This is a genomic window from Streptomyces sp. NRRL F-5123 (genome assembly GCF_000721495.1).
Lineage (GTDB): Bacteria > Actinomycetota > Actinomycetes > Streptomycetales > Streptomycetaceae > Actinacidiphila.
Map to the genome: position 1 here is coordinate 232,228 of NZ_JOHY01000001.1, position 23,215 is coordinate 255,442.

Annotated in this window: 18 protein-coding genes; 9 read left to right on the plus strand and 9 right to left on the minus strand. The window is 74.7% G+C overall.

Going from position 1 to position 23,215, the window contains the following annotated elements; translation table 11 throughout:
• Positions 1 to 2 precede the first annotated feature (2 nt).
• Complete coding sequence (meaB, locus tag IH54_RS0101070) at positions 3 to 1,007, plus strand: methylmalonyl Co-A mutase-associated GTPase MeaB (protein WP_031512150.1); 1,005 nt, start codon at positions 3 to 5, stop codon at positions 1,005 to 1,007.
• 181 nt (positions 1,008 to 1,188) lie between these two features.
• Here meaB and IH54_RS0101075 read toward each other — a convergent pair whose 3' ends face one another.
• Complete coding sequence (locus IH54_RS0101075; protein ID WP_031512151.1) at positions 1,189 to 2,067, minus strand: LysR family transcriptional regulator; 879 nt, start codon at positions 2,065 to 2,067, stop codon at positions 1,189 to 1,191.
• 79 nt (positions 2,068 to 2,146) lie between these two features.
• Between IH54_RS0101075 and IH54_RS0101080 the strand changes: the two genes are divergently transcribed.
• A complete protein-coding gene (locus IH54_RS0101080) occupies positions 2,147 to 3,082 on the plus strand; it encodes an EamA family transporter (RefSeq protein ID WP_052396920.1) in 936 nt (311 codons plus the stop codon).
• Between the two features lie 61 nt (positions 3,083 to 3,143).
• Here IH54_RS0101080 and IH54_RS0101085 read toward each other — a convergent pair whose 3' ends face one another.
• Entirely contained in the window at positions 3,144 to 4,457 is a 1,314-nt protein-coding gene (locus IH54_RS0101085) for a cation:dicarboxylate symporter family transporter (protein WP_043179506.1), read from the minus strand.
• 891 nt (positions 4,458 to 5,348) lie between these two features.
• Between IH54_RS0101085 and IH54_RS0101090 the strand changes: the two genes are divergently transcribed.
• The gene (locus tag IH54_RS0101090; RefSeq protein ID WP_031512155.1) at positions 5,349 to 7,148 is read left to right on the plus strand and encodes a hypothetical protein; all 1,800 of its coding nucleotides are present in this window, start codon (positions 5,349 to 5,351) and stop codon (positions 7,146 to 7,148) included.
• 110 nt (positions 7,149 to 7,258) lie between these two features.
• On the opposite strand, the gene IH54_RS0101095 is transcribed toward IH54_RS0101090, so the two are convergent.
• The 4 genes from IH54_RS0101095 to IH54_RS0101110 form a co-directional block, all read right to left on the minus strand.
• Positions 7,259 to 7,468, minus strand: a complete 210-nt coding sequence (locus IH54_RS0101095; protein WP_199923313.1) for a hypothetical protein — start codon at positions 7,466 to 7,468, stop codon at positions 7,259 to 7,261.
• The gene (locus IH54_RS0101100) at positions 7,465 to 8,253 is read right to left on the minus strand and encodes a COG4280 domain-containing protein (protein ID WP_031512157.1); all 789 of its coding nucleotides are present in this window, start codon (positions 8,251 to 8,253) and stop codon (positions 7,465 to 7,467) included. Before IH54_RS0101100 ends, IH54_RS0101095 begins: the two co-directional genes overlap by 4 nt.
• Positions 8,254 to 8,424: 171 nt before the next feature.
• Positions 8,425 to 10,518 carry an FAD-binding protein gene (locus IH54_RS41255; protein ID WP_052396921.1) on the minus strand — a complete coding sequence of 698 codons (2,094 nt, stop codon included), beginning with the start codon at positions 10,516 to 10,518 and terminating at the stop codon, positions 8,425 to 8,427.
• Between the two features lie 3 nt (positions 10,519 to 10,521).
• Positions 10,522 to 11,241, minus strand: coding sequence for a VIT1/CCC1 transporter family protein (locus tag IH54_RS0101110; RefSeq protein WP_052396922.1), 720 nt, complete (start codon positions 11,239 to 11,241; stop codon positions 10,522 to 10,524).
• Between the two features lie 345 nt (positions 11,242 to 11,586).
• Here IH54_RS0101110 and IH54_RS0101115 point away from each other — a divergent pair, with 345 nt between their 5' ends.
• Positions 11,587 to 13,269, plus strand: coding sequence for a M14 family metallopeptidase (locus IH54_RS0101115; protein ID WP_031512161.1), 1,683 nt, complete (start codon positions 11,587 to 11,589; stop codon positions 13,267 to 13,269).
• Between the two features lie 88 nt (positions 13,270 to 13,357).
• Here IH54_RS0101115 and IH54_RS0101120 read toward each other — a convergent pair whose 3' ends face one another.
• The 3 genes from IH54_RS0101120 to IH54_RS0101135 form a co-directional block, all read right to left on the minus strand.
• Positions 13,358 to 14,902, minus strand: a complete 1,545-nt coding sequence (locus IH54_RS0101120) for an amidohydrolase (RefSeq protein ID WP_107060058.1) — start codon at positions 14,900 to 14,902, stop codon at positions 13,358 to 13,360.
• Complete coding sequence (locus IH54_RS0101125; RefSeq protein ID WP_052396923.1) at positions 14,895 to 15,566, minus strand: FMN-binding negative transcriptional regulator; 672 nt, start codon at positions 15,564 to 15,566, stop codon at positions 14,895 to 14,897. Before IH54_RS0101125 ends, IH54_RS0101120 begins: the two co-directional genes overlap by 8 nt.
• Before the next feature lie 179 nt (positions 15,567 to 15,745).
• Positions 15,746 to 17,392, minus strand: coding sequence for a PucR family transcriptional regulator (locus tag IH54_RS0101135; RefSeq protein WP_052396924.1), 1,647 nt, complete (start codon positions 17,390 to 17,392; stop codon positions 15,746 to 15,748).
• A gap of 315 nt (positions 17,393 to 17,707) precedes the next feature.
• On the opposite strand from IH54_RS0101135, the gene IH54_RS0101140 reads away from it, so the two are divergent.
• The 5 genes from IH54_RS0101140 to IH54_RS0101160 are packed head-to-tail and all read left to right on the plus strand — an operon-like array spanning position 17,708 to position 23,211.
• On the plus strand, positions 17,708 to 19,267 hold the full coding sequence (locus tag IH54_RS0101140; RefSeq protein WP_159011595.1) for a peptide ABC transporter substrate-binding protein: 1,560 nt from the start codon (positions 17,708 to 17,710) through the stop codon (positions 19,265 to 19,267).
• A gap of 36 nt (positions 19,268 to 19,303) precedes the next feature.
• Positions 19,304 to 20,233 carry an ABC transporter permease gene (locus tag IH54_RS0101145; protein WP_031512167.1) on the plus strand — a complete coding sequence of 310 codons (930 nt, stop codon included), beginning with the start codon at positions 19,304 to 19,306 and terminating at the stop codon, positions 20,231 to 20,233.
• Complete coding sequence (locus IH54_RS0101150) at positions 20,226 to 21,140, plus strand: ABC transporter permease (protein WP_052396926.1); 915 nt, start codon at positions 20,226 to 20,228, stop codon at positions 21,138 to 21,140. The genes IH54_RS0101145 and IH54_RS0101150 overlap by 8 nt, the downstream gene beginning before the upstream one ends.
• The gene (locus tag IH54_RS0101155; protein WP_052396927.1) at positions 21,137 to 22,192 is read left to right on the plus strand and encodes an ABC transporter ATP-binding protein; all 1,056 of its coding nucleotides are present in this window, start codon (positions 21,137 to 21,139) and stop codon (positions 22,190 to 22,192) included. Before IH54_RS0101150 ends, IH54_RS0101155 begins: the two co-directional genes overlap by 4 nt.
• Positions 22,189 to 23,211 carry an ABC transporter ATP-binding protein gene (locus IH54_RS0101160; RefSeq protein WP_043179389.1) on the plus strand — a complete coding sequence of 341 codons (1,023 nt, stop codon included), beginning with the start codon at positions 22,189 to 22,191 and terminating at the stop codon, positions 23,209 to 23,211. The genes IH54_RS0101155 and IH54_RS0101160 overlap by 4 nt, the downstream gene beginning before the upstream one ends.
• Positions 23,212 to 23,215: the final 4 nt, after the last annotated feature.

Here is a 23,215-nt window from a genome sequence, read left to right on the forward strand (position 1 = left end):
GCATGCCCACGCCCCGACCCGCGGCCATCGACCCCGACGCGTACGCCAAGGGCGTGCTCGAAGGGCGCCGGGCGCTCGTGGCGCGCGCGATCACGCTCGTGGAGTCCGCGCGGGCGGACCACCGCGCCCTGGCGCAGCAGATGCTCACCGCGCTGCTCCCGCACACCGGCGGCGCCCGGCGGATCGGCGTCAGCGGGGTGCCCGGGGTAGGAAAGTCCACCTTCATCGACGCCTTCGGCACCCTGCTCACCGGCCTCGGGCACCGCGTCGCGGTGCTCGCCGTCGACCCGTCCTCCACCCGCACCGGCGGCTCCGTCCTCGGCGACAAGACCCGGATGGAACGTCTCGCCACCGACCCCGCCGCCTTCGTCCGCCCCTCGCCGAGCGCGGGCACCCTCGGCGGGGTGGCGCGCGCGACCCGGGAGTCCATGGTCGTCATGGAAGCCGCCGGATACGACGTGGTGCTCGTCGAGACCGTCGGCGTAGGCCAGTCCGAGACGGCCGTGGCCGGCATGGTCGACACCTTCCTGCTGCTCACCCTCGCCCGCACCGGCGACCAGCTCCAGGGCATCAAGAAGGGCGTGCTGGAGCTGGCCGACGTCGTCGCCGTCAACAAGGCGGACGGCCCGCACGAGCGCGACGCCCGCGCCGCCGCCCGTGAACTCGCCGGCGCGCTGCGCCTGATGCAGCCCGCCGACGCCTCCTGGACGCCGCCGGTGCTCACCTGCAGCGCGCGCGAGTCCACCGGCCTGGACACGGTGTGGGAGCGGCTGGAGGCGCACCGCTCCCGGCTGACGGCGGACGGCGGCCTCACCGCCAAGCGCCGCGCCCAGCAGGTCGAATGGGCCTGGTCGACGGCCCGCGACACACTCCTCGCCCGCCTCGACACCCACCCCGCGGTCCGCGCCCTGGCCCCCGCGATCGAAGCGGGCCTGCGCACCGGCACGCTCACCGCGGCGGACGCGGCCGAGCGCCTGCTGCGCGCGTTCGACGGCGCGGACGGCTGAGCGGTACGGCGGCTGCTGCGGATGCCGGGCGGTACGGCGCCGGTTGGGCGGTACGGCGGTGGCCGCGGCGGTTGGGCGGTACGGCGCCGGCTCCGACGGCTGGGCGATCCGGTTCCGGCGCCCGTGCGGTACGCCCGCGGCTCCCCCTGCGCGCCCCGGTACGGGCAGGGTCCCGCCCCGGCTACGCCTCCGGGTCCACCCCCAGCGCCGCCAGGAAGGCCGCCGCCGGCGGGGTCGGGCCGGAGCGGGACCAGATGACGTACTCCACGCGCGCCGGGGCGTCCGTGACCTCCACCGTGACGACGCCGGTCAGCCCCGGCGCGTACGCCGCCGGCAGCATCGCGACGCCCAGGCCCGGGGCGACCAGCCGCGGGATGAACTCCGCGCTGCTCACCTCGTAGGCGATGTCGCGGCTCAGCCCCGCCGCGGCGAAGGCCTGCTCGGACTGGGCGCGGCCCGCGGTGCCGGCCGGCAGCTCCACGAAGGTCTCCCGCGCCAGCCGGGCGAGGCTCACCGAGCGCTCCCCGGCGAGCGGGTGGTCCGGCGCGACCACCGCGACCAGGGCGCCGCGGGCCAGCTCGTGGACGCCGACCCCGCGCGGCACCGCCGTGGTGGGCAGCCCCAGGAAGGCCGCGTCCAGGGCGCCCGTCCTGACCTGCTCGATCAGCTCGTCGCTCGCGCCCACCCGCAGGGTGATGCGCACCTGCGGATGCCGCTCGTGGATCTCCCGCAGCGCGCCCGGCACATCGGCGGCGGTGACGGTGGGGATCGACCCGACCGCGAGCCGCCCGCGCACCTCCCCGACCGCGGCCGCGACCTCCGCCGCCGCCCGCCCGGCGGCCTCCAGGCACTGCCGGGCGGCGGGGAGGAAGGCCTCGCCCGCCGGGGTGAGCCGTACCCGGCGGCTGGTGCGCTCGAACAGCCGGGCGCCCAGCTCGTGTTCCAGCCGGGCCACCTGGTGGCTGAGCGCGGACTGCACGACCCGGCAGCGCTCGGCGGCGCGCGTGAAACTGCTGGTTTCCGCGACGGCGATCACGTACCGCATCTGCTGGAGCTCCATGGATCCATCGTGGATCACGATCGATGGTGTGACAAGCATGTGTTGGACTCATCGATCCCCGCGGGCCGAGACTCTCGTCATGACCACGCAATCCATGGCACGGACCCGCGGCGCGCTCCGCGGGCACCGGGGGCAGGGCCTGTCGCGTACCGCGCTCACCGCGCTCGCGCCCGCCGTCTGGGGCACCACCTACATCGTCACCACCGAGTTCCTGCCCGACGGGCACCCCCTCTTCGCCGGGCTGCTGCGGGCGCTGCCCGCCGGGCTCGTCGCGCTCGTCCTCACCCGCACGCTGCCGCGCGGCGCCTGGTGGGGGAAGGCCGCGGTGCTGGGCGCGCTCAACATCGGGCTGTTCCTGCCGCTGCTCTTCACCGCGGCCGAGCGGCTGCCCGGCGGGGTGGCCGCGACGCTGGGGGCCGGGCAGCCGCTGGCCGTCGCGCTGCTCGCGGCGCCGGTGCTGCACGAGCGGCTGTCGGCGTGGCGGATCGGCTGGGGCGTGGCGGGCATCGCCGGGGTCGGCCTGGTGGTGATCGGGCCGGACGCCGCGCTCGACGGGGTCGGTGTGGCGGCGGGGCTGGCGGGCGCGGCCGTGATGGCGCTCGGCGTGACGCTCACCAAGCGCTGGGGCCGCCCGGCGGGCGTGAGCGGCACTGCCTTCGCCGGCTGGCAGCTCACCGCGGGCGGCCTGCTCCTGCTGCCGGTGACCTTCCTCGCCGAGGGCGCACCGCCCGCGGTCGACGGGCGGGCCGCGCTCGGCTACCTCTGGCTGGGGCTGATCGGCGGGCTCGTCACGTACACCCTGTGGTTCCGCGGCATCGCCGCGCTGCCGGTCACCTCGGCGGCCCTGCTCGCGCTGCTCTCGCCGCTGGTGGCCGCCGTGCTGGGCGCCGCGGTGCTCGGCCAGACGCTCGGGCCCGTGCAGCTCGCGGGCTTCCTGCTGGCCCTGGCCGCACTGGTCGGCGGCCAGCTCCCGCCGCCGGTCCGCCGGCCGCAGGGCCGGGCCGCGCCCCGGTGACCGTACGGCAGCGGCCCCGGCCCCTCCGTGCGGGAGGGACCGGGGCCGCGGGGGAGCGGGGTCAGACCTCGACCAGCTCGCGGGTCTCGGACTCCACGGCCGGCTCGTCGTCCTCGATGCCGCGCGGCGCGTCGAAGGCCGCACGGTCCAGGATCTTCTCCCGCGACGCGACCAGCACCGGCGCCACGATCTGGCCCGTGACGTTGGTGGCGGTCCGCATCATGTCCAGGATCGGGTCGATCGCCAGCAGCAGGCCGACGCCCTCCAGCGGCAGGCCGACCGTGCTCAGGGTCAGCGTCAGCATCACGATGGCACCGGTCAGACCGGCCGTCGCCGCCGAGCCGATCACCGAGACGAACGCGATCAGCAGGTAGTCCCCGATGCCCAGGTGGACGTGGTAGACCTCCGCGACGAAGATCGCCGCGAGCGCCGGGTAGACCGCGGCGCAGCCGTCCATCTTGGTGGTGGCGCCGAAGGGCACCGCGAAGGACGCGTAGTCGCGCGGCACGCCGAGCCGCTCGGTGACCCGCTGGGTCACCGGCATGGTGCCGACCGAGGAGCGGGAGACGAAGGCCAGCTCGATGGCGGGCCAGGCGCCCTTGAAGAAGTTGACCGGGTTGACCTTGCCGACCAGCGCGAGCAGCAGCGGGTAGACCACGAACATCACCAGCGCGCAGCCGACGTACACGTCGACGGTGAAGGTGCCGAGCGGCTTGAGCAGGTCCCAGCCGTAGGTCGCGACGGACTTGCCGATGAGGCCCAGCGTGCCCAGCGGGGCGAGCCGGATGACCCACCACAGCGCCTTCTGCACGACCTCCAGCACGACCTTCGCGAAGTCGATCAGCGGCTCCGCCTTCTCGCCGACCGACAGCGACGCGGCGCCGATCACGACCGCGAGGAAGACGATCTGCAGCACGTTGGGCTGCGCGAACGCGTCCACGACGTTCGTCGGGACGATGCCGGTGAGGAAGTCGACCCAGCTGCCCTTGTGCAGCCCGTCCGGCACCGCCCCGGCCTTGAGGTGGACGCCGTCGCCGGGCTTGGTGGCCAGGCCCAGCAGGATGCCGATGCTCACCGCGATGAGCGCGGTGACGCAGAACCACAGCAGGGTGCGCACCGCGAGCCGCGCGGCGTTGGTGACGTTGCGCAGGTTGGTGACGCTGACCAGCACGGCCGTGAAGACCAGCGGCGGGACGGCCAGCTTCAGCAGCTGGACGAAGATGTCGCCGATACGCGTCAGCGTCTCGGTGAGCCAGTGCACGTCGGCGTTGCGGGCTATCAGGCCCAGCACGACGCCCAGGACCAGACCGGAGATGATCTGCGCCCAGAACGGGATTCTCTTCAGGAAGGCAGGCAAGGGGGACTCCTGTGACAGCGCCGGATCCAGCCGGGCACCGCGGGACGGGGAGGGGGACGGAAGCCGGCGCGGTGCTGGCGGACGCGGTACTGAGCGGCAGCTCAGGAGCAGGAGCGGGCGACCGGGCCGGGATGCGGGTGGAGGCGTCGGCGCGCGGCACGCCACGACGTCACCCCGGGCGACCGGAGACCGCCGCACCGGGGATCGACCGCGGGCGGCGGCGGAGACGTCAGCGACGGACGCGCGTCAGCGCGTACACAGGTCGCCGTTGCAGTGGCACAGGTCGACATGCAGACGCCACACCAGCGGGGGTTCTCCCGCGGCGCGCATCGCGATGACTCTGTGGGCACTGGACATGGCCAGGAAGATAATGCATTCATTGCACAAATACAAGCTGTCGTGCTCGCGCCATCTCCTTTCCCTGCCCCCCGCCCCCGCAGGTCACGGCGCTGCGGGCGCCTGTCCGGAATTGACGGTTGATCAATTCCACTGCGCTATTACCCGGTTGCCGCGCGTCCCGCATTCCGCGTTTCCGTGCATCCCCCGCTCTCGCGTCGGGGGCCGCCCCGTCGGGGGGCGTGGGGAACTGCGCGCCCCGGCCCGCACTGGTCCGCCCGGTCCGCGCCGGTCCGCCCCGGTCCGCACCCGCCCGGCGGCAGGCCGCGCCCCCTCCCGTGCCGCGGGGAGCGCTCCCGGGGCGGCCGGGCCGCGCGCCCAACTCCCTTCGTGCGGCGTGCGATCCGTCCCGTCCTGCGACCTTCGGAGAAGCCCGCACGCTTATTGACGCTGCCCACCGGCGATGATTCACTCTCGCCCTGAGAGCGCTCTCTCGCGGTCCGGCCCACCGCGCAGTCCTCCTGATCCACCACCACAGGGAGAGCCGTGTCCGTCATTCCCTCTCGCCGATCCGTGCTCCGCGGGGCAGCCGTCGCCGCCGCGGTGCCGCTGGCCGGCGGCATCGCCACCGGTACCGCCCATGCCGCGGCGCCGTCCGCCCGTCCCTGCCCGCCCGAGGGGCACCAGGGACACAAGGGCGCGGATCTGGGGCACAACGTCCTCGTCTTCGACCCGTCGATGGGCGACGCGGCGATCCAGGCGCAGGTCGACGCCGTCTTCGCGATCCAGGAGTCCAACCAGTTCGGCGACGAGCGCTACGCGCTGGCCTTCATGCCGGGCACGTACACCGTCGACATCAACGTCGGCTTCTACACCCACGTCCTGGGCCTGGGCGCGAGCCCGTCCGACGTGGTGATCAACGGGCACGTCACCGTCGACGCCCAGTGGTTCGACGGCAACGGCACGCAGAACTTCTGGCGCGCCGCGGAGAACCTGACCATCGTGCCGCCGGACGGCCTCAACCGGTGGGCCGTCGCCCAGGCCGGGCCGATGCGCCGGGTGCACGTCAAGGGGGACATGAACCTCATGCCGAGCCCGCCCGGAAACGGGTGGTCCAGCGGCGGGTACCTGGCCGACAGCGTGGTGGACGGCCAGGTGCAGTCCGGCTCGCAGCAGCAGTGGATCTCGCGCAACGACACCCTCGGCAGCTGGGTCGGCTCCAACTGGAACATGGTCTTCGTCGGCGTACAGGGCGCACCCGCCCAGTCCTTCCCGACACCCCCCATGACGACCGTCGACCGCACCCCGGTCGTCCGGGAGAAGCCCTTCCTGACCGTGGACGAGCACGGCGACCACGCGGTCTTCGTGCCCGGGCTGCGCCGCGACAGCACCGGCACCACCTGGGCCGGCGGCCGCGCCGCGGGCAGGAGCATCGCGCTGGACCGCTTCTTCGTGGCCAGGCCCGGCGACTCCGCCGCCGAGATCAACCGCGCGCTCGGCAGCGGCCGCCACCTCCTCCTCACCCCCGGCATCTACAACCTGACCTCGCCGATCCGCGTCACCCGCCCCGGCACGGTCGTGCTGGGCCTCGGCTACACGACGCTGCGCTCGGTGCAGGGCAACACGCTCATCGAGGTCGCCGACGTCGACGGCGTCACGGTCGCCGGCGTGCTCGTCGAGGCCGCCTCCGGGCACGCCCCGGTGCTCGTCCGGGTCGGCGAGGGCCGCACCCGGCACCGGCACAGCGACGACCCGACCGTGCTCTTCGACGTCTTCGCCCGGATCGGCGGCGCCGTCGCGGGCGGCGCGGGGATCAGCCTGCAGATCGACAGCAACGACGTCATCTGCGACCACCTGTGGCTGTGGCGCGCCGACCACGGCCTGGACGGCACGGTGGGCTGGTCGGTGAACCCGGCCGACACCGGCATCCTCGTCAACGGCGACCACGTCACCACCTACGGGCTCTTCGTCGAGCACTACCAGAAGTACGAGGTGCTCTGGAACGGCGAGAGCGGCCGCACGTACTTCTTCCAGAACGAGAACCCCTACGACGTCCCCACCCAGACGGCGTGGGTGCACGGCGGCACCAAGGGCTACGCGTCCTACAAGGTCGCCGACGACGTCCGCGACCACCTGGCGTGGGGCCTGGGCAGCTACTGCTTCTTCAACCTCGGGGCCGACATCTACACCGACCGGACCTACGAGGTGCCCGACACCCCCGGCGTCGTCCTCACCGACCTGATGACCGTGTGCCTCAACGGCGCGGGCGGCGGCGGCATGCTGCACGCCGTCAACGATTCCGGCGACCCGGTGCAGAACGGCTTCGCCGTCTACAACATGAAGAGCTACTCGAACGGCGTCGCGACCGTCTGACCGGCGGAGCGCGACGCGTACGCACGGCGGGTGCCGGGACCGTGGGGGCCCTGGCACCCGCCGGTGCGTCGTCATCCGTCATCCGTGCGCCGTACCGGGCGCGGCGGCGGTCAGCGTTTGGCCGCCGCCACCGCGCGGCGCAGCGACAGGGCGAGCAGCACGGCGACCGCGACCGGCGGCAGCCACCAGGCGTTGAGCCCGGCGCCGTGCACCAGTGCGGCGGTCGCGCCCAGTGCCACGGCCACGCCGACCGCGACCCGCCAGTCGTCACCGACGACGAAGTCGTACCAGAACATCACGAACGAGCGGATCCACTTCACTGCGGGCTTCCTTTCCCGGTGGGCGCCGGTGCGGAGGGTGCCGCGGCCGGCGGCCGCGGGTCCTGGGTGCGGCGCAGCAGCGCGGCGCCGCCGAGCCCGAGCACGGCGACGGCGGGCACGAGCACGAGCAGCGCCGCGTCGGCGCCCGGCCACTCGACCCCGGCTCCCTCGGCGGCCCAGAAGACGCCGAAGGCGGTGAGCATGATGCCCACGGCGAACTTCATCGAGTTCTCCGGCACCCGCGCCAGCGGCGCGCGCACCGCGAGGCCCACGCCGGTGACCGCGACGACGGCGATGGCCGCGCCGAGCGCCGCGAGCGGCACGCTGCCCTGGTTGTTGCCGAACGTCACGACGATGAAGGCGACTTCGAGCCCTTCGAGGAAGACGCCCTTGAAGGACAGCGTGAAGGCGTACCAGTCGGTGACCGCGCCGCGCCCGCCGCTCGCCGCGGCCTTCGCTGCCGCGACCTCCTTGGCGTAGGCGTCGGCCTCGTCGTGCAGCGCCTTGTAGCCGGACGCGCGCAGCATCGCCTTGCGCAGCCACTGCAGCCCGAAGACCAGCAGCAGGGCGCCGACCACCAGGCGCAGCGCCTGGAAGGGGATCAGCCCGATCGCGGGCCCGAGCGCCGCGACCGCCACCGCGAGCGCGACGAGGGCCGCGACCGTGCCCTGTATCGCCGAGCGCCAGTTACGGCTCGTGCCGGCGGCCAGCACGATGGTCAGGGCCTCGACCGCCTCGACGGCGCAGGCCAGGAAGACGGTGAGGACGAGGACGAGGCCGCTCACGTACGACCACCTCCGTGCGGTTCGGTACGGACGGTGCGGGGGCAGGGTCTCACGGCGGGCTCCAGGAAGACGGCCCCAGCGCAGGGGCGGCGTGGTGGGTTGGGCGACCGTGCGGGTGCCCGGTCGGGGCGCGGGCCGCGGCCCGGCGCCTGCGCTTTCGGAAGGTGCAGGTCAGGCGGGGGTGGCTGCCGGCGCCCGGACCGCCGTGCGGCGGAACGCCTCGGCCAGCGCCGGGACGACCGCGCGCCAGTCGGCGACGATGCCGATGTCGCAGTGCCGGAAGACCTCGGCGTCCGGGTCGCTGTTGACGGCCAGCACGGTGTGCGCGCGCCGTACGCCGGCCATGTGGTGCGGGCTGCCGGACACGCCGAGCGCGACGTACAGCCGCGGGGCGATGTCCCGCCCCGTGACGCCGAGTTGGCGGCTGTGCGGGAGGGCGCCGGCGTCGGTGACCTTGCGGGTCGCCGCGTATTCCGCGCCGAGCGCCGCGCGCAGCGGCTCGACCTCGACGTGGTCGCCGGGTGCGACACCCGTGCCGAGCCCGATGACGGCGGCGGCGCGTTCCAGGGCGTCGAAGTCGTCCTCGGTACGGCGGCCGGAACGCCGCAGCAGCGGGTCGCCGGGCACCTCCAGCAGCTCTTCGGGGATCGGGCCGCACGCCGCCCGCGGCTCGCGTACCGCCAGGGAGCCGGTCCGCAGCGTCGCGATCTGCGGGACGCCGTCGCTGGCGACCTCGGCGAGCGTGCCGCCCGCGGACGGCTTGCCGCCCACCAGACGCGGCAGCCCGTGGCCGTCCGAGCGCACCGACGCGGCCGTCAGGTCGGACAGCAGCCCGGCCTCCAGGAGCACCGCGAGCCGGGCCAGGACCTCGCGGTCCCACGCCGTCGCGCCGCCCAGTACGGCCCAGGGCGCGCCCGAGCCCCGGATCCACCCGGCCAGCGCGGCCGCGGCCGGCCGCGGGTCGGCGCCGGTCAGCCGCACCGCGGCGTCCGCGCCCCAGCCGGCCAGCAGCGCAGGGTCCGCGCCCGGCGTGACGGCCACGACGTGCCCGCCGATCCGCGCGGCGATCTCCGCCGCCTCCCCCAGCAGCACCCGGCCGCCCCCCTCCGGCTCCCCGCTGACGGCGAGCACGCCGGGCCCGCGCAGCCCGGCGAAGGCGCCGCCTGCGGCGAGCCCGCCCGGCGCGGCCACGGACTCAGAGCGGACCCGCCCGGTGCCCGCGGCAGGCGACAGGGCGGTGCGGGACCACGGCGCCCCGGATCCGGCGGGGAGGGCCCCGGGCGCGGCCCCCGGGCGGTCGTGCTCGGGGCCCGCGCCCGGCGAGGGGGCGGCCCGGGACCCCGTGCGTCTCGACCCGGCCGGGACGGCTCCCGGCTCGACGAGGTCACAGGCCGTCCCCGGCGCCGCCCGGTGGGCCCGCGGGGAGACCGACACCGGCGGGGACGCGGCTGCCGCCGTGCGGGTGGCGACCAGCTCCACCGCGCGTGCCGCCTGCTCCGCCGGGGTGCCGGACAGCAGGACGGGGCGGCGGGTCGGGGCGGCGGGGAGGACGCGGTCGACGCGGGTGGGGCTCGCGGCGCCGGGCTGGATCCCGGCCAGCCGCCCCGCTGTCAGGGTGCGCACGGGTGCCGGGTCGGGCCAGGTGTCGCGCGGGGCCTTGGCCGGCCGGCAGGAGCGTTCGGCGACCGAGAGCACCGCGGGCAGCGCCAGCTCGGCCGTCTCGGTCAGTCCGTCGAGCTGGAGCACCGCGCGCAGCCGGCCGTCCCCCGCAGCCTCCACCGACAGCGCGGGCCCGGCGAAGGGCAGCCCGAGCAGCGCGGCCACCATCGGCCCGACCGCGCCCGTCCCGCCGTCCACCGTGCCGCGCCCCACGAGCAGCAGGTCCACCGGGCCCAGCGTGCGTACGGCCGCGGCGAGCGCCTTCGCGGTGACCAGGCAGTCCGCCCCGGCGAGCGCGGGGTCGCTCACCAGCACGCCTTCGTCCGCGCCGCAGGCCACCGCCTCCCTGAGCACGTCGGCCGCCGCGGGCGGACCCATGGTGACGACGGTGGTGCGTCCGCCGCTGCCCCGCCCCAGCTCGACCGCGCGGGTCACCGCCCGGCGGCACCACGGGTTCAGCTCGGCGGTGAAGCCGTCCCTGAGCAGCCGTCCGCGGCCGTCCAGCGTGCCGGGGTGGTCGGCCGGCGGCACCTGCTTGACCAGCGCCACCGCGTGCAGCGGCCGCCCGTACCCGGCACCGTCGTCCGGATTCTGCGTCGTCCCCATCGGTCAGGACACCCCCGAGCCGACCAGCAGGCCGACCACGAAGGTCACCGCCGCCGACACCCCGCCCAGCGCCAGCTGCCGGCCGGCGCCGAACCACAGGGGCCGCGCGGTCAGCTTCGCCGTCAGCCCGCCGGTCAGCAGCAGGCCCGCGGAGCCGGCCAGCAGCGCGGGCACGATGCTGGAGGCGCCGAAGAAGAAGGGCAGCAGCGGCACCAGCGCACCCAGCGCGAAGGCCGTGAAGGAGGACACCGCCGCCGACCACCCCTGGGGCAGGTCGTCCGGGTCGACGCCCAGTTCCTCGCGCACGTGCACCCGCCAGGCCACCTCGGGGTCGGCCGTCAGCTCCTCGGCGATCTCCCGGGCGAGCTCCGGCCGTACACCCTTGGCCTGGTAGGCGAGCGTCAGCTCGCGCAGCTCCTCGGCCGGGTTGGTCTCCAGCTCGCGCCGCTCACGGGCGATCTCGGCCTGCGCCAGCTCGTTCTGCGAGGACACCGAGATGAACTCGCCGGTGGCCATGGAGCACGCGCCGGCGGTGAGCCCGGCCAACCCGGTCAGGACGACGGTGTGCGCGCCCGCGCCACCGCCGACGACACCGGCGACCAGGGCGAAGTTCGACACGAGGCCGTCCACCACGCCGAAGGTCGCGGGTCGCAGCCAGCCGCCGGTGACGTCGCGGTGCTGATGGTGGATCTCGGCCGTACCGATGTCGGCTGTGGCAGTCATGCGGGGTGTCCAATCTCGGCCGGGCGGGCGCCGCACCCGGCGGCCCGGCCGGCGAATCCGTGAGGGTCGGCAGAAATCAGGAATGCGGAAGCGGAAAGGAGGTGGGCGGAAAGGAGAAGCGAGGCGGAGTCGGGGAGAATCGGCGGAAGGAATCAGGGTCCGCGACCGGCCGGCGAGCGACCGTCAGGGAGCACTGTGGCGGCCGGGTCCGTCCCGCGTGATTGGCGGCGGGCGAGAAGTCCGCCGGGAAAGATTGGCCGACCGCCCAAAGCACCGTGTGCGCGCCGCGCGCAGACTGACCGCCCTGCCAGGCTGCTGCCGCCGTGCGATTGCGAGGAACACCGCATGATCCGCCCGCTGACCTACGACCGGTTCTACGTCCACGACGAGCTGACCGCGCTGCTGCGGGACTGGGCGGACAGCCGCCCCGACCTCGCGGCCCTGGAGAGCGTGGGCCGCTCGTGGGAGGGCCGCGACATCTGGCTGGTCACCCTGACCAGCACCGCGACCGGACCGGCCGCCGAGAAGCCGGCCTTCTTCGTCGAGGCCGGCATCCACGGCACCGAGTGGTCGTCCTGCTTCGCCGCCCTGCACCTCGTGCACCGGCTGCTCACCGGCTACGGCACCGACGAGCGGGTGACCCGGCTGCTGGACACCCGCGCCGTCTACGTCGTCCCGCGGCTCAACCCGGACGGGCACGAGCACGCCATGGCCGAGGGCCGCTTCATCCGCTCCAGCGTGCGCCCGCACCCGAGTCCGGAGGCCGACCCCGGGCTCCAGCTGAAGGACGTGGACGGCGACGGGCGGGCGCTGTTCATGCGCGTCCGGGACGCGGAGGGGCCGTGGAAGGCGCACCCGGACGAGCCGCGGCTGCTCGTCCCGCGTGAGCCGGACGAGACCGGCGGCGACTACTACCGGCTCTTCCAGGAGGGCGACATCACCGGCTACCGCGGTGACGTCGTCGAGGTGGCCGAGCCCGTCGAGGGCCTGGACCTCGGCCAGAACCTGCCGACCGACTGGGAGGCCGCCCCGCTGCTGCCGCGCAACGCCGGCCCGTACCCCGGCTCGGAGCCGGAGACGCAGGCGGTGCTGCGGGCGGTCACCGACAGGCCGAACATCACCGGCTGGGTCACCTGCCACACCTTCGGCGGCCTGCACCTGCACCCGCCGATGAACGCCGACGTCCGGCTGCCCGGCCCCGACCAGCACGTCTACGACGTCGTCGGCGCCAAGGCCGCGGAGCTGACCGGCTACGACGTGATGTCCTTCCAGGACCTCAAGCACGACCCGGCGGCCGACTTCCGCGGCGGCCAACTCGGCTGGTACTACCACCAGCTGGGGCTCTTCGCCTGGATCACCGAGTTCTGGTCCCCGCAGCGGGCGGCCGGCATCGAGTCCTACCACGCCTCGCGCTGGCTCATCGACCACCCGGTCGAGGACGACCTGAAGATGATCGCGTGGAGCGACAAGGAGCTGGACGGCAAGGGCTTCGTCGACTGGTACCCGTACGAGCACCCGCAGCTCGGCCCGGTCGAGCTGGGCGGCTGGGACATGATCAACTACTGGTACAACCCGCCCCTGGACCGCATCGAGGCCGAGGTCGCCCCGCACACCGAGTGGGTCGTCTTCCAGGCCCTCGCCTCGCCCCGGCTGGAGGTCCGCCGGGCCACCGCGACCGAGGTCGCGCCCGGTGTGCACCGCGTGCGGCTGGTCCTCGGCAACACCGGCTGGCTGCCGACGTACGTCACCAGGACCGCGCTCTCCCGAGAGGTGGCCGGCGAGCTGTCCGCCCGTATCGACCTGCCCGAGGGCGCAGACCTGGTCACCGGTGACGCGGTCGAGCGGCTGGGCCAGCTGGAGGGCCGCAGCGGCACCCTGTCCTCCACCACCTGGTGGGGCCACGACCCCGGCACCCCCGACCTGACCGCGGTCGAGTGGACCGTCCGCGCCCCCGCGGGCACGGTCGCCCGCCTCACCGCCGCCCACCCCCGCGCCGGCACCGCCCGCACGGAGCTCCGGCTGGGCTGAGGCGGCAGCGGGAGAGGGCCACGGGACGCCGTCCCGTGGCCCTCTCCCGTCGTGCCGGGCGCGGCTCGACCCGTTTCCGCCGCGGCGGCTACGCCTCGTCCGCCCGGTGCGTGAAGCGTCCGCCGAGCATCGTGCAGAAGACCCCCATCCCGGCCAGCCCCCGTGGAGCCGCGCGCCCCGGGTCGTCCTCCGTCACGACGAGGTCGGCGCGGTCCCCGACCCGCAGCCCCGCGCGTCCCGCGGCCGCGGCGGCGAGCGCGTCGGGCAGCGCGATCGCCTGCTCGGGGTGCCAGCCGGGGCGCCCGTCCGGGCCCGTGCGGTGCACGGCGGCGGCGATGCCGACCCACGGGTCGAGCGGCGCGACCGGCGCGTCCGAGCCGATCTCCAGCCGGGCGCCCGCCCGCGCCAGTTCCGCGTAGGCGAAGGACCGGTCGGTGCGCCCGGCCCAGTGGTGGTCGGCGATGTCGCGGTCGTCGGCCGCGTGCGCGGGCTGGATGCCCAGCACCAGGCCGGGGCGGGCGAAGCGCGGCAGGTCGGAGCGGTCGATGAGCTGGGCGTGCTCGATGCGCCCGGCGCAGCGGGTCCGCTCGAAGGCGTCCAGCGCGATGGTGTTGGCCCGGTCGCCGATGGCGTGCACGGCGCTGTGGATGCCGTGGCGTGCCGCGTGGCCCATGAGCCGTTCCAGCTCGGCCGGTTCGGTCTGCAGCAGCCCGTACTCCTGCCCGCCCGCGGGCATCCCGGGATAGGGCTCGTTGCACAGCGCGGTGCGGGTGTTGAGCGAGCCGTCGACGAAGAGCTTGAGCGGGCCGACGCGGACCAGGCCGCCGGTGTCCTGCAGGACGTCGCCGGTGCGCAGGCCCCGGGCGACGGCGTCGTCCAGGTGGGCCGGGTAGACGGCGCAGGTGACGCGCAGGTCCAGCGGCGCGTGCGCGGCCCTGCGGGTCCAGTCGGCGAGGTTGTCGGCGTACTCGAAGTCGATCAGGCCGACCACGCCGCGGGCCGCGGCCGCCCGTGCCGCGTCGGCCACCCAGCGGTCGACGGTGGCGGGGTCGGCGGCGCCGAGCCGGGCCACCGCGTCCAGGCACTCCGCCTCGCGCAGCACCCCGGTGGGGTGGTCCGCTGCGCCGAGCCGCCGCAGGGCGGGCCGGTTGAGCCATGCGGTGTGCAGGTCGTTGCTGACCAGGGCGACCGGCCGGCCGGCCGGCTCGGACCAGGCGAGCAGCCCGGGTTCGGGACGGTCGGGCCACAGGCCGTCGCGGAAGCCGAAGCCGATGAGCGGCTCGTCCGCGGGCAGCCGCGCGGTACGCGCGGCCCCGGCCATGACGCGGGCCGCCGCGGCGGCGGAGGCGGCGCCCGACAGGTCGACGCGGCGGCGCGCGCTGGCCCACTGGACCATGTGTACGTGCGCGTCCCACAGGCCGGGCAGCACGGTGCGGCCCTCCGCGTCGACGCCTTCGCCGGCGGCCGAGGAGGCGGCCGGGGCGGTGGCCGAGGCAGGGGTGAGGGCCGCGATCCGGCCGCCGTCGACCACCAGGTGCGCGAGCGGTCCGCCGGAGCCGAGCCGGACGTTGCGCAGCACCACGGGGGCGGCCTGGCCGGCGGCCGGCCCGGTGGCGGTCCGCGGGCTAGTCACCGGGCACCAGCACCCGGCGCATCGCCGCGGCCAGCGCCGCGTTGCCGGACCCGCTGCTCTCGACGCCGCCCGTGCCCTCGCCGGAGAGCCCCGCGACGACCCGCCGCGCGACCTCGTACGGCTTGTCCTGGCTGAGCTTGTGCTTGCCGACGACCCGGGTGGGGCGCAGCCGGAAGCCGGTGACGTGGGGGGCCAGCCCGTGCGCGTAGTCCAGGACGCCGTCCAGCGTCCAGGGCTCGGGGCGGTCCGCCTCGAAGTGCGCCACGGTGCGCTCCAGCACGCGCCACGTCCCGGCGGCGTCCAGCACCTCGGGCCGCCCGTGCAGATGGGCCACGACGAAATTCCAGGTCGGCACGTACGGGCCGGCGCGGTAGTGGCCCGGCGAGATGTAGCCGTGCGGGCCCTCGACGATCACCACGACGTCGTGCGCGCCCAGTTCGTGCAGCTCGGCGTCGGCGGCCGCGAGATGGCCGACGATTGTCAGGCCGCCCCCGGAGGCACCCTCGCCCTCGCCGTCCTGGCCGTCCCGGTCCGGGACGACCGGCAGATGGGAGACCACCGGGCCCCGTCCGGTGGCGCTGACCAGCGTCGCCCAGCCGTGGCCCGCGACGAGTTCGCGGAGGCGCACGGGGTCGTTCAGGGCGTAGATCGGTTGCTCCAGCATGGGTTCCCCCATCGGCTCGGCTGTGTTGTCCGGGCGACGGTATGTGCGGGAGGGGTGCGTGGAGTTCGTGGAGCCCGTGCAATTGGGGCGGGGGGTGTTGTCGGCGCGCACAGCCGCCGGCCGGCCCCGGCCCCGTACCGCCTCCGGCACCGCCGGCGTCGTGGCGGCGGCGCCGGAGGTCAGCCGGTGATGCGGTGCAGCCGCAGCTGGAGCCAGACCACCAGGCGGGTGTCCGGGTCGTCGAGGTCGACCTCGAAGAGCTCCTGGATGCGGCGGATCCGGTAGCGCAGCGTGTTCTCGTGCACGGCCAGCCGGGCGGCCGCCGGGATCGCCTCGCCGAAGGCGTCCAGATACGCCAGCAGCGACTGGCCGTAGGTGGTGGAGTGCTCCGCGTCGTGCGCGACGATGCGCTCCACCGGGCCCGGCGGCAGGTCGACCGACGGGGCGCCCCGCTCGGTCAGCTCCATGAGCGTCACCCGGCTGCGCACGTCGGTGACGGTGGCGACGTCCGGCGCCTGCGGATCCCCGGCGAGCGCGCGCAGCACCCGGTCCGCGGTGCGCCGGCCCGCGGGCACCTGGTCCAGCCGGGCGGCGGGCACCCCGATGCCGGCCCGCAGGTCGAGCCCCGCGGTGCGCCGTACGGTGCTCACCACGTTCCCGGCGAACTTCACCACCCGCCGTTCGGCGCCCGGGTCCGTCCGGGTCGGCAGCAGCGCGTACACCAGGCCGCCGGTGGTCGTGCACAGCGCCTGCGGGTGCCACGCCTCGCAGTACAGGCCGACCATGTCGACGATCCGGGCGCCGCCGAGGCCGGGCATCTCCTCCGCCGCCGCCTGCGCGAAGGCCACCACCGTGGTCGAGGTGTCCTCGGCGATGCCCAGCTGTGCGGCCGCCGTACGCCCCGACACCGCGCCGTCCAGCAGGGACGCCAGCGCCTCGCCGCGGCTCCAGCGGTCCGGGTCGCGGTGGCTGCGGGCCCGCAGCAGGTGCAGCGCGGCGACCTTCGCGGCCTCCTCCAGCGCCGCGGCCGCGCCCTCGCCGAGCGGCGGCACGCCGTCCAGCGCCCAGAGCAGGCCGAGCAGTTGCGGCCCGGCGCGCACCGCGACGGCCAGCCGGTTGATGTGCTGGGTGTCGGGCATGTCGAAGTGCACCGGCCGGTCGGCGCGGATGACGCGCTGGTACTCGTCGAGGTTGGTGGGTCGGTCCGGGGTCTGCCGGCCGAGGATGCCCTGCCGCCGGATCTCGTCGATCTCCTGGTGCGGAAGGTTGGAGTAGGCCAGCACGTGGCCGAGCGGATCCTCGATCGTGACGGCCCCGCCGACCTGGTAGGCGATGGCGTTGGCCAGCGAGAACAGGTCGCCGGCGCCGACCGTGGAGTACGTGTCGCGGGCCGGGCCCGACGCGCTCGTCGCCGCCGTGACCAGGGCGTCGAAGTGCCGCCACGGCATGTCGTCGGGGGCCACCAGCAGCGCGACGCCCGCCGCCCGCGCCGCCGCGCCCGCCGCCGCGAGGTCGCGGCCGCGGGCCTTGACGACGACGGCGCTGTAGCGCGCGGCACCGGCCTGACGTATCGCGTCGAGGCAGCTCTCCCGGTCCGGGGCGCCGCCCACCACGAGCAGCACGCCGTCGGCGAGCGGCGGCACCGGCTCGCACAGGTCGTGGATCACCTGGCGGCCGACCACCACGTCCTCACTCTGCGGCGCGCATTCGACCTGGAGCACCAGCGGGCCCAGGTGCTCGCGCAGCCTGCGCAGCGTCGTGCCGGTCGGCTCGGCGCGTTCCGACGTGCCGTTGACCTGCGATGCGGAGGAGGAGGTGCTTGCCATCGGCTCATCATAGGCACCCTCCGCAACCCCCTACCGGCTCTCGGCCCGGTGACGTACGGTAGCCGTCTCCGTGGTGCGGACCAGGGTCCGGCGGCCCTCCGGCACGCCCTGCGGAGCGGGGGAGCGGTGCGCGGCCGGCCGGCATGTGCGCCGACACAAAGCAGCAGTGGCGTTTTTGCCCGGACCGCCAAAGCTGCCGCATCAGGACTGGGCCAGTCTTCCGCTCACCCGAAACTCCGACCGCCCCTGGAGGTACCCGAGATGACTCCGCCCCAACCAGGACGTGTCAGCCGCAGAACGGCGGTGGCCCTGTGCGTGGCCGGCGCACTCGCCGCCGTGAGCGCGTGCGGCGGGGGCGGCGCCGGGTCCGGCGGGCCGAGCGCGGCCGGCGGTTCGTACTCCATCGGCGTGCCGAGCTGGTACGTCGCCCACCTCACGCCGGGCAAGGCGGGCTTCAGCGGGGTCGCGCAGGCCATCTGGACCCCGCTCACCCAGGTCGGCCCGGACGGCAAGCTGGTGAACGCCGTCGCGCAGTCGGTGCAGTCCACCGACCAGCAGCACTGGACCATCACCCTCAAGCAGGGATGGAAGTTCCAGAACGGCGAGCCCGTCACCGCGCAGTCCTTCGCCGACTCCTGGAACGCCGCCGCCTACGCCCCCAACACCATGTCCAACGGCTACCTCTTCGCGAACTTCGAGGGCTATGCCGCACTCAACCCCACCAGCGGCAAGCCCGCCACCGACACCATGTCCGGGGTGCAGGTGACCGGCCCGGACACCCTCAAGGTGACGCTGGTCAAGCCGCTGTCGATGTTCCCCTACGTGCTCGCCGGCACCGCCTTCGCCCCGATGCCCAAGGCCGCCTTCAAGGACCTCGCCGCCTACGACCGGCTCCCGATCGGCAACGGCCCCTACCAGGTGGCCGCGCCCGGGATGTCGCCCGGCAGCCAGCAGATCACCCTCAAGCGCTTCGACGGCTACGCGGGCGCCAAGGGCAACGCGGCGCAGATCACCGTCAAGGCCTACCAGACCGACTCCACCGCCTTCACCAGCTTCCGCTCCGGCGCCGTCGACATCGCCACCGCGAGCGGCAACGACCTGTCGACCGCGAGCCGGACGTACAGCTCGCAGCTGGTCACCTCGCCCACCGCGGCCGTGGTCTTCCTGGGCTTCCCGCTGTGGGACAAGCGCTTCTCCGACATCCGGGTACGGCAGGCGTTCTCGCTCGCCGTGGACCGCCAGGCCATCGTGAAGTCGCTGCTCCAGGGCCACGCCCGGACCGCCGCGGGCGTCGCCCCCGACGTCATCGCGGGCGGCGGCGGCTCGGACTGCACCGCCTGCGGCTACGACCCGGCCAAGGCCCGCGAGCTGCTGGCCGCGGCGGGCGGCTGGCACGGCCCGCTCACCTTGTGGACCAAGCAGGAACCGGACTACCAGAACGTCCTGGAAGCGATCGTCAACCAGCTTCGCACCAACCTCGGCATCACCTCGGTCTCGATGAAGGCGCAGCCCACCGACCAGATCTACCCCAACCTGCTCGCGCACAAGACGACCGGCCCGTTCCTGCTCTACAACGGCGCGGCCTACCCGACCGTCTACTCGCAGGCCGACCAGCTCTTCGGCGAGGCCTCCGGCACCAACGTCACCGGCTACAAGAGCCCCGCCTTCAGTGCCGGGATGAACCAGGCCGCCGCGGCGAGCACCGCCGAGGAAGGCGTGAAGCTCGCCCAGCAGGCGACCACGACGGCGATGGCCGACCTGCCCCTCGCGCCGCTCTACTACCCGGTCAGCGGCGCCGTCCACGCCAAGAACCTGTCCGGCGTGCGGCTGGGCTACCTCGGCGACGTCGACCTGTCCTCGGTCACCGTCCGATGAGCCCGGCCGGCCGCGCCGCCCACCGAGGAGGCCCGTGTGGGTAGCTACGTCCTGCGCCGGGTCCTGATGATGATCCCGGTGCTGATCGGCACCACCTTCGTCATCTACGCCGCCGTCTACGCCCTGCCCGGCGACCCCGTCCAGGCGCTGGCCGGCCCCGATCACGTCGTCAGCCCGGCGACGGCGGCGGCGATCCGGGAGCACTACCACCTCGGCGACCCGCTCCTCGTCCAGTACTGGCACTACGTCACCGGTCTCGCCCACGGCGACTTCGGCATCGACCTCAACGACACCCAGGTCTCCGCCGTCATCTCCGCGAGCTGGCCGGTGACGGTCAAACTCGCCCTGCTCACCTGGGTGATCGAGGCCGTCGCCGGGATCGCGCTGGGCTGCCTGGCCGCCCTGCGGGCCGGCCGCGCGGCCGACCTCGCGGTGCTCGGCGGCTCCAGCCTGGTCCTGGGCGTGCCGTACTTCATCACCGCCTACGTCGCCCAGATCTGGCTCGGCGTCAAGCTCGGCTGGCTCCCCGTCTCCGGCATCGACGACGGCTGGCCGCTGAGCTACCTGGTGCCGGCGCTGTGCCTGGCGCTGCTCGGGGTGCCGGAGATCTCCCGGCTGACCCGGGCCAGCATCCTGGAGAACCTGGGCGCCGACTTCGTCGACACCGCCACCGCCAAGGGCCTCGGCCGCACCCGCGTCCTGCTCCGGCACGTGCTGCGCACCTCGCTCGTCCCCGTGGTGTCGATGCTCGGCACCAACCTGGGCTACCTGCTGTCCGGCACGATCCTCATCGAGGGCATCTTCAACCTGCCGGGCCTCGGCTACCAGGTCTTCCAGGGCGTGCAGCAGCACGACGGCCCCACCGTCGTCGGTATCAGCACGCTGCTCGTGCTGGTCTTCCTCCTTGTCAACCTGGTCGTGGACCTGCTCTACGGCGTACTCGACCCGAGGATCCGCCTTGACTAGCGCCCTGCGGAAAACCGCTCCCGCGGGCCCCGGCAGCTCTGCCGAGCCCGCCGTCCGGCCCGCGGAACGCGGCACCCTGCACCGCCTGCTGCGCCGCCCCCGCTTCGTCCTGCCGCTGGCCCTGGTGCTGCTGCTGTGCGCGATGGCGGCCGTCCCGCAGGCCTTCGCCGGCTGGTTCGGGCACGGCGACCCGCACCAGTGCTCGCTGGAGCACAGCGGCCAGGGCCCCACCTCGGGCCACCCCTTCGGCTACGACGTGCAGGGCTGCGACCTCTACAGCAACGTCGTGCACGGCGCCCGCGACTCGATCAGCATCGGGCTGCTGACCACCGTGCTCACCCTGGCCGTCGCCGTCGTCCTGGGCTCGCTCGCCGGCTACTTCGGGGGCGTCACCGACATGCTCGTCAGCCGGCTGATGGATGTCTTCTTCGGCTTCCCCATGCTGGTCGGGATGATCGTGGTGCTGGAGACCTTCAGCGTGCACAGCATCCTGAGCGTGTCGCTGGTGCTCGCGCTGTTCTCCTGGCCGGTCCTCACCCGCATCATGCGCTCGTCGGTGCTCGCGGTCCGCGGACTGGACTACGTCACCGCGGCCCGCGAGCTGGGCGCCGGGCCGCTGCGCATCCTGCTGCGGCACGCCGTCCCGAACGCGATCATGCCGGTGGCCGTGCTCACCAGCATCAACATCGGCGGGGTGATCACCGCCGAGGCGGCGCTGACCTTCCTCGGCGTCGGCCTGACCGCCCCCGCCATCTCCTGGGGCGTCCAGCTCAACACCGCGCAGCAGTACTTCACCGTCCACCCGGGCCTGCTGCTCTTCCCCGCCCTCTTCCTGTCCCTGGCCGTGCTCGGCTTCGTCCTGCTGGGCGACTGCCTGCGCGACGCGTTCGACCCGAGGCTGCGATGACCACCACCCAGGGGGCGCCCGCCGCCCGACCGCACCCGCTGGCCCGCTTCCCCGGCTACGACCCCGCAGCGCCCCCGCTGGAGGTCAGCGGCCTGCGGGTCGCCTTCGCCGGCCGGGACGGCCGCCCCGGCAGCGGCCACACCGTCGTCGACGGCGTCGGCTACCGAACCGAACCGGGCCGGACCCTCGCCGTCGTGGGGGAGTCCGGCTGCGGCAAGAGCCTGACCGCCCGCGCCGTCATGGGCATCCTGCCGCCCGGCGCCGCCGTCACCGGCGGATCGGTACGGCTGCACGGCATCGACCTGCTGGGCCTCGACGACCGCGCGCTGCGGCAGATCCGCGGCCGGCACATCGCCATGGTCTTCCAGGACGCGCTGTCCGCGCTCAACCCGGTGCTGCCGGTGGGCTTCCAGATCGCCGAGGTCTTCCGCGCCCACCGCGGCCTGAACCGCCGCGCGGCCGCCCGCGCCGCCGTGGAGATGCTCGACAAGGTCCGCATCCCCGACGCCGCCCGCCGCGCCGCGCACTACCCGCACCAGTTCTCCGGCGGCATGCGCCAGCGGGTGATGATCGCGATGGCGCTCGCCCTCACCCCCGAGGTGCTGATCGCCGACGAGCCCACCACCGCGCTGGACGTCACCGTGCAGGCACAGGTCCTGGAGCTGCTCGCCGACCTCCAGGCCGAGCACGCCATCAGCCTGGTGCTGATCAGCCACGACATGGGCATCGTCGCCAACGCCGCCGACCGCGTCGTGGTGATGTACGCCGGGCGCGTCGCCGAACAGGCGCCCGCCGCCGAGCTGTACGGCAGCCCCGCGCACCCGTACACCCGCGCGCTGCTGGACGCGATACCCCGCCGCGGCTCCCGCGGCCGGCCGCTCGCCGTCCTCCAGGGATCGCCCCCGGACCCGGCCGCACCGCCGGAGGGCTGCGCCTTCCGCCCGCGCTGCGCGTACGCCGCCGGGGACTGCGCCACCGCGCCGCCGCCGCACCCGGTCGCCCCGCGGCACACCAGCGCCTGCCACCACTGGAAGGAGGTGGCCGGGCGATGACCGGTGCACCGCTGATCCTCGAAGTCCGCGACCTCGTCAAGCACGTCCCCGTCGGCGGCGGGCTGCTGCGCCGCACCCGGGGCCGGGTCACGACCGTCGACGGGGTGAACCTGGAGCTGCGCCGCGGCGAGACGCTGGGCCTGGTCGGCGAGTCCGGCTGCGGCAAGTCCAGCCTGGCCCGGCTGCTCACCGCCGTCGACCGGCCCACCTCCGGCGAGATCCACCTTCTCGGTGAGCGGTTCGACCGGCTGCGCGGCAGCCGGCTGCGGGCCGCCCGGCGGCACATCAAGCTCGTCTTCCAGGACCCCTACGCCTCCCTCGATCCGCGGATGACCGTCGAGGCCATCGTCCGCGAGCCGTTCCTGATCCACCGGGACGCCGCCCCGCGCGCCGACCACCGGCGGCTGGTCGGCGAGCTGCTGGAACTCGTCGGCCTCAACCCCGACCACGCCCGCCGCTACCCGCACCAGTTCTCCGGCGGCCAGCGGCAGCGCATCGCCATCGCCCGCGCGCTCGCGCTGCGCCCGGAGATCCTGGTGTGCGACGAGCCGGTCTCGGCCCTCGACGTGTCCGTGCAGGCCCAGATCGTGAACCTCTTCACCTCGCTGCAGCGTGAACTGGGCATCGCCTACGTCTTCATCGCGCACGACCTGTCGGTCGTCGAGCACATGGCCGACCGGGTCGCCGTCATGTACCTCGGCAAGATCGTCGAGGAGGGCGCCGCCGAGGACGTCTACGACCGCCCCCGGCACCCCTACACCGAGGCGCTGCTGTCCGCGGTGCCCGACCCCGTACCCGACCCGGAGCGCGCACGGAACCGGGTGCGCCTGCAGGGCGACGTGCCGAGCCCGCTCGACCCGCCCGCCGGCTGCCGCTTCCACACCCGCTGCCCGCAGGCGGCCGCCGAGTGCGCCACCGCCGAACCCCTGCTGCGCGCCGGCGCCGCGGCCGGCGGCCACGCAGCCGCCTGCCACTTCCCGCTGCTGCCGGCGCCGACCGGCGGCAGCAGCGGGAAGTGACCGG